At 69.7% G+C, this 12,437-nt stretch carries 10 protein-coding genes; 7 read left to right on the top strand and 3 right to left on the bottom strand.

Features of this window, described 5'->3' with window-relative positions; all coding sequences use genetic code 11:
- Positions 1 to 118 precede the first annotated feature (118 nt).
- The 5 genes from HS104_27635 to HS104_27615 all read left to right on the top strand — a co-directional run bounded on the left by HS104_27635 (position 119) and on the right by HS104_27615 (position 6,756).
- Positions 119 to 1,309 (top strand): radical SAM protein, encoded by a 1,191-nt coding sequence (locus HS104_27635; protein ID MBE7483725.1) that lies wholly within the window; start codon positions 119 to 121, stop codon positions 1,307 to 1,309.
- A complete protein-coding gene (locus HS104_27630; GenBank protein ID MBE7483724.1) occupies positions 1,306 to 2,556 on the top strand; it encodes a protein nirF in 1,251 nt (416 codons plus the stop codon). Before HS104_27635 ends, HS104_27630 begins: the two co-directional genes overlap by 4 nt.
- Positions 2,556 to 3,596, top strand: coding sequence for a hypothetical protein (locus HS104_27625; GenBank protein ID MBE7483723.1), 1,041 nt, complete (start codon positions 2,556 to 2,558; stop codon positions 3,594 to 3,596). The genes HS104_27630 and HS104_27625 overlap by 1 nt, the downstream gene beginning before the upstream one ends.
- Positions 3,597 to 3,659: 63 nt before the next feature.
- Positions 3,660 to 5,246, top strand: coding sequence for a hypothetical protein (locus HS104_27620; protein MBE7483722.1), 1,587 nt, complete (start codon positions 3,660 to 3,662; stop codon positions 5,244 to 5,246).
- Positions 5,247 to 5,343: 97 nt separating this feature from the next.
- Positions 5,344 to 6,756, top strand: a complete 1,413-nt coding sequence (locus tag HS104_27615) for a sigma-54-dependent Fis family transcriptional regulator (protein MBE7483721.1) — start codon at positions 5,344 to 5,346, stop codon at positions 6,754 to 6,756.
- Between the two features lie 25 nt (positions 6,757 to 6,781).
- Here the strand turns inward: HS104_27615 and HS104_27610 are convergent, their stop codons facing one another.
- Complete coding sequence (locus HS104_27610; protein ID MBE7483720.1) at positions 6,782 to 8,185, bottom strand: protein kinase; 1,404 nt, start codon at positions 8,183 to 8,185, stop codon at positions 6,782 to 6,784.
- A 75-nt stretch (positions 8,186 to 8,260) separates the two neighbouring features.
- Here HS104_27610 and HS104_27605 point away from each other — a divergent pair, with 75 nt between their 5' ends.
- Positions 8,261 to 9,982 (top strand): hypothetical protein, encoded by a 1,722-nt coding sequence (locus HS104_27605; GenBank protein MBE7483719.1) that lies wholly within the window; start codon positions 8,261 to 8,263, stop codon positions 9,980 to 9,982.
- A 66-nt stretch (positions 9,983 to 10,048) separates the two neighbouring features.
- Positions 10,049 to 10,705, top strand: a complete 657-nt coding sequence (locus HS104_27600; GenBank protein MBE7483718.1) for a hypothetical protein — start codon at positions 10,049 to 10,051, stop codon at positions 10,703 to 10,705.
- Between the two features lies 1 nt (position 10,706).
- Here the strand turns inward: HS104_27600 and HS104_27595 are convergent, their stop codons facing one another.
- The gene (locus HS104_27595) at positions 10,707 to 11,288 is read right to left on the bottom strand and encodes a DUF4126 domain-containing protein (protein MBE7483717.1); all 582 of its coding nucleotides are present in this window, start codon (positions 11,286 to 11,288) and stop codon (positions 10,707 to 10,709) included.
- 49 nt (positions 11,289 to 11,337) lie between these two features.
- On the bottom strand, positions 11,338 to 12,285 hold the full coding sequence (locus HS104_27590; protein MBE7483716.1) for a hypothetical protein: 948 nt from the start codon (positions 12,283 to 12,285) through the stop codon (positions 11,338 to 11,340).
- Positions 12,286 to 12,437: the final 152 nt, after the last annotated feature.

Here is a 12,437-nt window from a genome sequence, read left to right as displayed (position 1 = left end):
ACCATCCACGACGCACGGGGCCGGCTCGCTCGGCCCCGTCGTCATTTGGGGGGAGCTGTACTGACGGATCGCAGCTGACGGGATTGACGGCACGTAACTTGTAAGCAAAAGGAACAGCATGTTGATGGTCAGCGACCTGTTGCGCGCGGCTCGTGATCCGAAAGCGATCGCGGAGCTCGAGCGCAGGTCTCCCGACCGTTACGCGAGCCCCGAACGCGGCGTGCCGGTGGTGGTCTGGAACGTCGTCGGGCACTGCAACCTGTCCTGTCCGCACTGCTACGCCTCGGCGGCCAAACGACCGTCACCCCGCGATCTGTCTCCGGCGGAGGGGCTCGCGCTGCTCGACGAGCTCGCACGGGCGGGCACGAAGGTCGTGATCTTCAGCGGCGGCGAGCCGCTCTTGCGCGAGGATCTGTTCGACCTGATCGCCCACGCCAAGGGCCTCGGTCTCGTGCCTCAGCTCTCCAGCAACGGCGTGTTCATCGACGACGCCGTCGCGGCTCGATTGAAGCACGCAGGCGTCCAGTACGTCGGCATCAGCATCGACGGCATGCGGGACTTCAACGACCGCTACCGCGGTCTGCCGGGCGGGTTTTCGCGCGCGACGGCGGGAATCGTCGCCTCCAAGCGAGCGGGTATCAAGACGGGCTTGCGCATCACGCTCTCCAAGATCAACCGGGCCGAGCTCGACCCGCTCCTGGATCATGCCAGCGAGATCGGTGTGGACCGCTTCTACGTGTCGCACCTCCTGTACTCCGGGCGCGCCTTCCGCATGGGCGAGGACGACCTCTCGCCGGCAGAGTCGCGCGCGGCGCTGTCCCAGCTGTTCGAGCGTGCGCTCCGCCAGCTACAGGCGGCCAAGGGCCCGGACATCGTCACCGGCGGCAACGACTCGGACGGGCCGGCGCTCTTGCTGTTCGTCGAGCAGCGCTTCGGGCGCGCTGCGGCAGCTCGGCTGGAGCGGCTCTTGGTGCTGCGCGGGGGCAACTCCGCGGGCGAGAAGATCCTCAACGTCGACCACCTCGGCCGCGTGCACCCGGACCAGTTCTGGCAGGCGGCCACGCTGGGCGACGTGCGCGAGCAGTCGTTCGCCGAGATCCTGGCGCACCCGCTGCGCGCCGAGCTCGCCGAGCGGACGCGGCACCTGAAGGGGCGATGCGGCAGCTGCCGCTTCCTCGCGCTCTGTCGCGGCTCGCACCGCGAGCGCGCGTTGGTCCAGCACGGCGACGCTTGGGCTCCGGATCCGGCTTGTCTGATGACGGACGCCGAGATCGGCACCGCCGTACAGGAGGCACGGACGTCAGCATGAAATCCACGAGTCTCCTCGCCGTCTTGCTCCTGGGCGCTTGCCAATCGCCAGCTCCGACTCCGGCTCCGGCGGCTGCTGCCTCCGCCGAGCCGCCCCCCGCCGCCGCGGCGGCGCCCGCCCTGCCGGGTGGCATCGGCTCGCGCGTGTTCGTGGTCGAACGCGAGACCGAGAGCCTGGGTGTCTACGACCTCTCGACCAAGACCTACCAGGCTTCTCTGATCAAGGGCCTGGGCAACATGCGCCATGCGACGATGACGTTCTCGTCGGACCTGCGCTGGGGTTACGTGGCCACGCGCAGCGGCAAGCTGAGTCGCATCGACCTAGCGAAGGTCGAGCGCGCGGGCGACGTCGAGGTGTCCAAGAACAGCATCGACATCGCCATCAGCCAGGATGGCCGCTACGTGGCGACCGCGGAGTATCAGCCCGGCGGCGTGACCATCCTGGACGCCCAGACCCTGGAGGTGAAGCAGCGCCTGCCGGCGGAGATCGAGAAGAACGGGAAGAAGACCACGTCGCGTGTCACCGGCGTGGTGGACGCTCCGGGCAACCGCTTCGTCTGTGTGCTGATCGAGGGCGCAGAGATCTGGGTCATCGACGCCTCCGGGACCGAGCCGAAGGTCGAGCGCAAGGTGAAGACCAGCACCGACGAGCCCTACGACGCGATGATCACCCCGGACGGGCGCTGGTACGTGGTCGGCCACATGGGCAGCGAGCACGTGTCGGTGCTCGACCTCCGGAACCCGGACGCAGGCGTGAAGGAGATCAGCCTGCGCGACCCGAAGCAGAAGTTCGTCAAGGGCGCGCCGGTCAAGCTGCCGCACATGGCCTCGTGGGCGGTGGCGGGCAGCAGCGTGTTCGTCCCGCTGGTCGGCGAGCCGCGCATGGTCGTGCTCGATCGCGACACCTGGGCGTTCAAGAGGAGCGTGCCCGTGCGCGGGCACCCGGTCTACTCCGTGGCTTCGCCGACGGGTAGCGAGATCTGGGTGAGCTTCTCCGGCGAGCCGCACGACGCATTCCTCGAGGTCATCGACGCCGACAAGCTCGAGGTGAAGAAGAGCATCCAGGTCGGCGGTCGGGTCTACCACCTCGATTTCACGCCACGCGGCGCCTACGTCGTGGTGAGCGCCAACAAGGACAACAAGCTCGCGCTGGTCGACGCCAGCACCTACGCCATCGTCGACCAGGAAACCGTCAACTCTCCGTCCGGCGTCTTCGGCGCCTGGCGCGCGTTCAGGATCGGTCTGTGATGCAAACTTCGACCAACGAGACTGCCCTCTCCCTCGAACAGGAGAACGCGCTCGCGCACGCCGTGCAGTCGAACGTGCCGTTCGTGAGCCGACCCTTCGCGGAGCTCGGCAAGAGCCTCGGTATCACGGAGCGGGAGGTGCTCGCGCAGCACGAGCGCTGGCGCGGCGAGGCGAAGCTCCGAGAGATCTCCGCCATCCTCGAGGGCAGCGCGCTCGGCTACGACAGCGCGCTGGTCGCCGGGCAGGTGCCGGTGGAGCGGCTCGACGAGGTGGCGGAGATCGTCAACGGTCACCCCACCGTGACCCACAACTACCTGCGCAACCACGCCTACAACCTCTGGTTCACCATCGCGGTGCCGCACCAGATGGGGCTCGAGAAGACGCTCTCGCTGTTGGCCGCGCGCGCGGGTGTGGAGCGGTTCCACGCCCTCCGCCGCACCCACACCTTCAAGGTGGGGGTCAACTTCGACCTGCTCTCGAAGACCAGCACCACGCCCGTGGTGAAGCTCGAGGCGGCGGTGCCGGTGTTGCCGAGCGCGCGGGACGAGCTCCTGTTCCGCGCCATCCAGACGCCGCTGCCGCTCGGGGAGCAGCCCTTCGCGCTGCTCGGGCAGCGCTTCGGCGTGAGCGAGGAGGAGCTCTGCGCCTTCGCCCGGAGTCACCTCGGCAACGCGATGCGACGCTACGTGGCCACCTTCCGTCATCGCCAGCTCGGCGTCAGCGGCAACGGCATGGTGGTCTGGCAGGTGCCCGACTCGGAGCTGCCGCGTCTCGGACCGCAGCTCGCGCAGGCGCCGGAGGTGAGCCACTGCTACGCACGCAACGCCATTCCCGGCTTCCCGTACACGCTCTACAGCATGCTGCACGGTCCCAACGAGGACGCCTGTCGGGACATCGCCGCGGGCATCGCGCGACGGCTCGGCGTCCCCGAGTACCTCATCTTGTTCAGCTCGCGCGAGTACAAGAAGTGCCGGCTGCGCTACTTCTTGCCGGAGCTCGATGCCTGGTGGCAGGAGCACACCGGCGCGCGCCCGAGCTGAGCCCGTAAAATTCCCACCGGGCTCGGGCGTTCGCGCAACCCTTGCAGCGCGCGCAGGCGCCGGATGCGTGGATTTCGCTGGCACACCGGTTGCGTGCCGATCGGCATGGCCCGCGCGAAGCTCCTGGGACTCCTGCTGTCCGCAATGTCGCTCGGCGTGTCACCTTCGGCCCGAGCTCAGACCGCGGAGGCGCGCCCCGACCTGATCATCGGGGCGCTCGCCCTCAGCCACGATCGAGCTGCGCCGGACAGCGCCGTCCAGGTGGAGCTGAGCGTGGAGAATCGGGGCACGCTCGACGCGGGGCCGTTCCGCGTGGCCATCTACCACAGCGACGGCTTGGTGGTGCCCAAGCGCGGCAACGTCACCCGCATCGGAGCGCTGCTGGTCGACTCCGGGCTCCGGGCGGGGAAGAAGGCCAGCTTCTCCGCGCGGGTGGTGCTCCCGCCTTGCGAGAAGTGTCGCCCCGGCAGCTTGTACGCGTTCGCGGACGCCTGGGGCACGGTGCTCGAGTCGTCCGAAGAGAACAACTTCAAGGCGGTGCCCATCGCCATCGATCCGGGGTTCCGTCCCAACCTGCGCGTGGGGAGCGTGAAGCTGACTCCGGATCGCGGTCCCGCGGCGCGCGAGGTGCTGCTCTCGGCGGTGGTCGAGAACACCACGGCGTTCGCAGCGCTGGGCCCCTTCCGGCTCGGCGTCTACTGCTCCGACGATGCCGAGATGACCAAGAGCGACCTGCTCCTGTCCGCCTGGATTCATCAGGGCCTGGCCGCCCAAGGCCGGCTGGCGATCACGCGCAAGGTGACCGTGGACACCCGCTGCCCGGTTCGCGGCCAGCATGTCGAGCTGGGCGTGGTCGCCGACGTCGAGGGCTCCGTGGCGGAGGCGGACGAGGGCGACAACTCCGAGTCGGCGCCGTATTGGGTGTTCCGCTCCCCCGATCTGGTCCCCGGGCAGCTGGCCATCAGCCGAGACGCGGCAGCGCCCGGTTCGCGCGTGGTGATCTCCTACCGCGTGCAGAACCAAGGCAAGTCGGCGGCCCTGCCGTTCAAAGTTGGCGCCTATCTCTCCAAGGACGCGACCATCACCGCGACGGACAAGCTGATCGACACCTTCGAGATCGAGGGTCTGGCGGCGCAGACGACGAGCGGCACGTTGCACCACGAGCTCACGGTGCCGGAGCTGGCGAGCGGCTCCTACTTCGTCGGAGTGATCGTGGACGTGGACGACCAGAACGGCGAGCTCCGGGAACGCAACAACCTGAAGGCCGTTCCCCTCAGCGTGCGCCGGGTCGACATCACGGACCGCTACTTCTTCCTCGACAAGTCGTCGGCGCTCGCCGGCGATCCGCTCGAGCTCAGGTTCTCGCTCCGCAATACCGGCAGCGACACCAGCGGGCCGTTCAAGGTCGCCTTCTATTACTCCCAGGACCCACGCCTCGACTCCAAGGACGAGCTCCTCGCGAGCTTCGAGCTGAAGAAGCTCGCGAAGGGCTCGGAGGCCGGCGAGCACGTGCTCGCGGGCAAGGTTCCCGCGGGCGCCGCCGAGGGCTACCGCTACGTGCTGATGAGCATGGACGACGGGGACGCCGTGGCCGAGACCGACGAGCACGACAACATCGCCCTGCGCCCCGTGCTCATCCGCCGGAAATGACCCAGGTTCCGGGCGGTGTACGGAATTCGACCGGGGTGTGCCCGATCATGACATCCGTCAATGACCCGGGGCCCGCAGGGCGGCACGCTGGCCCCAAATGGCATCGATTCTCGTGGATTGGGGTGACCTGACCGCGCTGACGCCCCTCATCGAGCGGAGGCGCGAGTTTCTGGACGCGTGGCGGCAGGTTTGCGCGAGCGAGCTGGGCGGCACGCTGGACATCGAGGACAAGGACTTCGACGGGGCGTTCGAGAGCGAGCTGGCGCGGCTCGCCGATCCGGAGGTCGGGCGTTCGTCGGCACGGGTCGACGCGGCGCTGCAGGCGACCGCAGCTTGTCTGGCGCGCCGGGGCGTCCCGCTCTCCCACCTGCTCGCGCTGTCTGCTTGCGGAGCAGCGGCAGCCCAAGACGTGCTCGGGGACGACCTCACCCCCGACATGCTCAAGTCGCTGAACACCCTTCAGGCCCTCCGCGCGAAGGTCTACGCGCGCGCTTACCGTGAGTACGGGGAGAACGACCGCGGGCGCTGCGGACAGCCACTGGTCCCGCTGCGTCGAAACGGAACAGACGCCGCCGGCGGGCGACCGATTCTGGTCGGCCGGAGCCCGGCGCTCCAGCGTGCGCGCGAGGCCGCCGAGCTCGCCGCCAAGAGCCGGCGCGACGTGCTCATCACGGGTGAAGACGGCGCGGGCAAGGAGACGTTGGCGCGCCTCATCCACGAGCTTGCGGGTGAGGAGCGCTCGGCGTTCGTCCCCGTGAACTGCGCCGGCCTGCCAACGAACCTGGCGCAGAGCGAGCTGTTCGGGCACGCGCGCAACGGTGCGGGGCAGGAGTACGCCGGGCTGTTCCGCGCCGCCTCGCGCGGGACGCTCTTCCTCAGGGAGATCACCGAGCTTTCCCCGGAGGTCCAGGCGAAGCTCGTGCGCGTGCTCGACGAGCGAATGATCCGGCCGGTGGCCGCGTCCAGCGACGTGCCCATCGACGTCCGGGTGGTGGCTTCGACCAGCCGAGACATCGAGTCGGTGATCGCTCGCGGCGAGCTGCGCAGCGACCTGTTGGGCAAGCTCCGGAGCTCGACCATCCACATCGCGCCTTTGCGGGAGCGCAGCGAGGACATCGCGCCGCTGGTCGAGCACTTCTTGACCACGTTCTGCCACCGTCGCTGCGGCTGCATCTGGGGCGTCTCGCAGCGCGCGCTCGACGTGCTGCTCGCGGCCCACTGGCCCGCCAACGTCCGCGAGCTTCGTAACGCCATCGAGCACGCGGTCACCACCGGCGAGGGCGGCTTGATCGAAGCTCGGGACCTGCCGAGCTACCTGGGTCGAAGCGCCGAGGCTTCGCCGTCGCGCGAGGCCAACGCCAGCGATCTGCCGAGCCTGGCCGAGGCGGAGACTCAGCTGATCCGCACGACGCTCGGGCATTTCGGCGGTAACAAGGTCCGCGCCGCGATGTCGCTCGGGATCTCGCGTCACAAGCTCTACGACCGCCTGCGCAAGCTCGGCATCCAGTGAGCGTCGACTCCCAGTGAGAGTCGAGTCATGGCCCGGAAGGCGCGGGAGCGCTCTGGGGCCCGCGCACCTTGGCGAGCCAGAGCCCTGCCCCGGCCAGCGCGAGCAGCACCGCGCCGAGCATGAAGAGGATCACCGGGATCAAGAGCAAGCGCCTGGGGCGACCGGGAGGCGCGGGCGCGCGCACGGGGACCGCCGCCGGCGCGTGCGGGCGCGGCATCGGAAGCGGGGCGGCGGCGTGGGTTGGCGCCGGTGCGGGGGTTGGGGTCGGAGCGGAAGGAGCGCTCGGCGCAGGGGCGGGGATTGCCGCCGCAGCCTCCGCCTGAGCCATGCGCTCGCGCACCGTGCGCAGCGCGGCCGCGTCCTCCGGGGAACCGTAGACCCGCGTCGCTCCCAGGCCCACCGGCTGGCGGCGTGCGCTGGCTGGGGCGACGGCCTCCGAGGCGATCGCGGGCGGAGCCGGCTCTGGCTGAACGACGGCCGGTGAGCGCGGCTTGTCCGAGACCGGGGACGAGGCCAGCGGCTCCGGCCCATCCATCACCAGCGTGCTGCCGAGCGCATCCATGCGCTTGAGCGCCTGCCGCACTGCCTGCTGCATCTCCCGCGCGCTCTGCCAGCGCCGAGCCTGATCGAACTCCAGCGCGCGGTCGACGACATCGACGACGGACTTCGGCAGGCTGGGCAGCACGCTGCCGATGGAGCGCGCCGGCTCCGACACCGCCGCGATGATGCGGTCTTGTGGCGTCGCGCCTTCGTGTACGGGACGGCCGACCAGGAGCTGGAACATGGTCGCGCCCACCGCGTAGAGGTCGGTGCGCGCGTCCACCTTCCCCCATTGCCCGGCCGCCTGCTCGGGCGCCATGAAGGCCGCCGAGCCCAGGAGATGTCCCGCGCTGGTGAGCGCGCCGGTCAGGTTCGCCTCCGCGACGCGCGCGATGCCGAAGTCGACCACCTTGATGCCGCGGTTCGACGTCAAGAACACGTTGCCGGGCTTGATGTCGCGGTGAATCACGCCCTTTTCGTGCGCCAGGGAGAGCACGTCCAGCACGCCGTCGGCGCTGGTCAGCACGAGCTTCGGGTCGAGGCGCCCGCCGCGCTCCCGCCGGAGGTCCGCGAGCGTCTTTCCCTCCAAGAGCTCCATCACCAGGAACACCAGCCCGTCGTCCGTCACGTCGTCGTCGAAGACCTGTACCGCGCCCGGGTGGCCGATGCTGTTGGCGGCGTAGCCCTCGCGCAGGAAGCGCTTCCGGACCTCGTCGTTCGACGACAGCTCGGGGAACAGCAGCTTGATGGCCACGCGGTTCTTGTTGCGATGGGTCGCGGCGTACACCCAGGCCATGCCGCCGACACCCAGGAGCGCGTCCAAGCGCCACTTGTCTTTGAGCACGGAGCCGACGCGTCCGGCTCCGGCTTGATTCGCGCGGGATGCCACCGAGAGTCGAGTATACTCGGGGTCGGCCGCGCTCCGCGATTGACGCTCGAGGGCGCGGGTGTGAGCTTCTCTTCGATGCCGTGCGCGCTCGTGGAGATCCGGCTGCCGAGCCTCCCGCTCGGCAGTTCTGCGGATGGCGGTGCGTGGGTCCGCTTTCCGAAACAGAGCGCGGCGCCGCAGAGCGATGACTGGCAGGAGATCTCTCTGCGCTCGGACCAGGCGCTGCGGCTCGGGCCGGGCGGCGAGCCGCCGGAAGCGCTGCCCATCCCCAAGCTCGTGCGCGTGATCGACGCCCACGGGGCCGTGGTCGGGCTCCTGCCGGGCGCGGACGCGGATCTCTTGGTGCGGACGCGCCTCGCCGATGGCAGCGAGACCTTCGACCTGAGAGGCGCGCACGCTGCTCGACCGCTCGCGGCGCTGCGGGCGCTGGTCGATGGGCGCTACGCCGTCGTGGACGCCGCCGACCCCGCGCAGCCGTGCCCGATCTGGGATCTGGGCGCCGCGACCCAGCTCGGCGCGTGGTCGGCTCGGAAGAGCGAGCAGCTCTTCTGGGCTTTGGACGGCGAGCGCGTCTACGCGAGCAGCGCGAAGACCTCCGCCTGGAGTCGCAGCGGAGCGGCGCTCTGGAGCGTGCCGCTCCGCAGCCGGCCTTCGGCGGGGATCGCCGCTTTTGCCGGCGACGTGTGGTTGGTCGTACCGACCGACAAAGGACAAGAGCTCGTGTGTCTGGACGGCGAGTCGGGCGAGGTGACGCGCCGCGCCCGGGTTCCAGCCGTGCACGCGCTCGTCGCCACCGACCACGGTCTCGTGGTGGGCCACGAGCTGGGCGTTTGGCTGGTGCGCGCGCGCGCGGGGCGGCCGTCGACCTTGCTCAAGGCGCGGGTGGACGCGGTGATGACCGACGGCCGAGGCTTTGCCGCGCTCGCCCGTGACACGCAGCAGCTCTTCGCGGCGAGCTCGTTTCGCAGCACACCGGTCCCGATTACGCTGTCGCCGGAGGCGGTGGGCGAGCTCGACCTCTGGTTCGTGGCCTCGGGGCACGCGGCGCTGCGTCCGGCGACCGAGCTGGAAGAAGAGCGCACCGCCGCCTTGCTCGGGGACGAGCGTTCGCCGCGCATGGGGCGCGTGCTCTGCTGGATCCCGCTGGCGTTGCCCCGAAAGACCAGCGACCTCCGCGCCGGGCGCTGGGTCGCCGAGCTCGCCAATGACCAAGTGAGATTGAGAGCGGCCGGCGAGCGGGTCCTGGGGACGGTGGCCGAGCTCCCCGAGCTCGAGCTGTCCGACGCCGATCGCCGGCTCGCGTCGGCGCTCGAGCGCCAGGGCATCGTGCCGAAGAGCTGGCGCTCGAGGCTCCAGGCGGCGCTCTTGAAGGGCGAGACCACGAAGCTCGGCTCGCTACTCGGCGAAGTGTTCGCCGACGCGCCGGACAAAGGCCATCGGCTCGGTTTCCTGCGCTGCGAGCGCCTGCGCCAGCGCGGCGCTGCCGGGCTCACGGCGGACCTCGAACGCTTGCTCAGGGACGAACCGGTGAGAGTCCGTCAGGTAGAGCTCTCGCCGACCGAGACCACGCTGGTCTTCGCTCGGGGCAAGGAGCAAGAGCGCGTCGAGCTCGCCGGGAGCGACGATCCGCTGGCTCTGGCGCGCGCGCTGAATCAGGCCCTCGAGGGCGCCGGCGCCGTGCGGCGGCTGCTCGTCCTCGAGAGCGAGCCCGCCGAGCGCGCGTTCCTGCTCTGGGATCCGAGCAAGGCTACCGGCCTCAAGCGCAGCGGCGTCAAGGGCGTGGGGAAGCCCGCCTGAGGCGAAATCCGAGCGAACCCGTCGTTCAGCTTGTGTCGGCTGTCCCGGCAGCTCAAAATCCAGAGCATGCGCTGGGCCAACCTAGGGGCGTGTTTCGTGGTGCTCGGATGCAGCAACGTGCTCGGCTACGACGAAGTGTCGTTCAGTGACGCGGGCACGCAGTCGAGCGGCGGCAGCGCGGGCACGGGCGGCGCTGCCGCGGGCGGCGGTGCTCCAGCCGGCGGCGGTGCTCCAGCCGGCGGTGGCGCTCCCGCGGGAGGAGGCGCCGCGGGCACCGGCACGGGCGCGAGCGGCGGTACCCCGGCCGGCGGTGGCGCCCCGGGCGGCGGCGGGGCCAGCAGCGATCCGTTGGAGAGCTACCGGCAGAAGTGCGTCGATCAGATCAACACCTACCGCGCGACCTTGAGCCTGCCGCCGTACCAGCGCTGGACCAGCGCCGAGACCTGCACCGACGGCGAAGCCAAGAGCGACAGCCAGACCGGACAGGCGCATGGAGCGTTTCCGTCCTGCGGGGAGTCGGCGCAGAACGAGTGCCCCGGCTATCCGGGGCTCGACTCCACCGTGACGACGTGCCTCGCACAGATGTGGGCCGAGGGACCAGGCGCCGACTTCCAGAAACACGGCCACTACATCAACATGTCGAGCACGAAGTACAGCAAGGTCGCGTGCGGTTTCTACCAGACGAGCGGCGGCTCGGTGTGGGCGATCCAGAATTTCCAGTGAGCTAGGCCGCTGCGGGGGCCGCCTTGCGGCGGCGGCGGACCAACAGCCAAATCACCGTGGCCAAAACCGCCACGGAGATCACCGGCAGGATCACCACGGCGATGAACAGTCCGATGGCGAGCGCGTCCTCGACGAAGCTCACCAAGGGGTTGGCGATGCCAGCCGTGGTCGCCGACGACGCCGCGCGGAGCGCGGACTTGGCCGCGTGCGGCCCGAGCGCCACCGGTGCGCCGACACAGAGGCCGATGACCAGGGCCACCAGCGGGTCCTTCACCTGGTAGAGCGCGGACGCGGCCAGGAGCGCGCCGGCCGCCGGGCGTACGACGGTCGAGATCACGTCGAGCGCATGATCGATCGCGGGGACCTTGTCCGCGACGATTTCGGCGATGGTCGCCACTCCGAACAGCACCAGGGCCGGCGTCGACGAGACGAAGCCGAACGCCTCGCCGAGCTCCAGCACGCCCAGGCGCGCGAGCCCGCCCGCCAGGAGCAGCGGCAGCCAAGCGCGCAGACCCGCCGTGGCGGCCAGGCCGATACCGAGCGCCACGGCGGTGACCAAGCCCCAAATTTCACCCAGCTCCACGGCCGCTCAAGCTTGGGCCATACTCCACCGATTTCAAGGGGCGCGCCCGCTACTGTGCGCAACCGAGGGCGACGTCCGGCTCTTTTCGGTGCGGATAGGTGAACTTGGCGACGTAGTCGAAGGCCCCGCCGCGGACCTCGAAGTCGATGCTGCCGTCCAGAGTGCCGGACGAGCTCGACGCCTTGTACTGCATGGCCCAGTTCTTCATCACGATGCTCTGTCCGGTGCTGGCGCTGCCGGTGACCTTGACCAGCTGCATGTCCATCGGCCCGGACTCCAGGAATTGAGCCAGGAGGGTGGCCGGGCTGTCGAGCTCGTAGGAGATGGTGCTGCTCTCGCGCTCGTCGTTCATCCAGATCTTCGACTCGATCAGGATGCTCGCGCCGAGGTTCTTGGCGATGGTCTGGAGGTCGGTCTGGATCTTGCCGTCCGCGCCGGCCTCGAGCCCCAGCAGCTCGAAGGCGTTGCCAGTGCCCTCGAACTCGATCGACAGGCTGGTCTTGGCCTTGCCGCTGGTGCTGACGGATGCCGACGCCTCGATGGTCGCGTGAGTGAAGTAGTTCGCGAGGTTGAAGAGGTCGAAGTCGATGACGTCGCCGGCTTTGCCGAAGCTCGTGTCCTTGGCGAGCCTGAGCGTGAGCTGCATCTGCGTTCCGGCCAGGTAGCGTCCCTGTCCCGTGTACACGAAGCCGCTGGGCGAGGTCGAGTTGCCCGACGCGGCGTTGACCAGCACCTCCACCAGCGTGATGGTGAACGCCGCCGACAGACCCCCGCAGATCACCATCTCGTGGCAGCTGTCCTCGAAGTCTCGCGCGATCTGCAGCTCGGCTTCGACGTCGCCGGTGACGCACGCCTCGATGCCCGGGTGCGCCGGATCGTCGAGGGCGTTCACGGGCGGCGCCGTGTTCTCGGGGTCCTGGGGTCCCTGCGGCAGGTTGCAGCCGCCGCTCTGCAGGGCGGAGAGGAGGGCGAGGGTGGCGAGCGGTCGGCGAAGCATTCGGTGTCTCCTGAGGTCGAAGCGAAGTGTTCAGCTTGGTGCTACGGCGGCTCGATTCAGCGGCTTCCCCGTGACGAATCTGGGTGTCTTTTCAACGGGTTCGCGCTGTGAACCGGCGTTGCCGGGTGTGGTGGGTTTGCGACAGCAGCGCT

Source organism: Polyangiaceae bacterium, assembly GCA_015075635.1.
Taxonomy (GTDB): domain Bacteria; phylum Myxococcota_A; class Polyangia; order Polyangiales; family Polyangiaceae; genus JADJKB01.
This window is presented reverse-complemented; position numbering and strand designations above follow the sequence as displayed.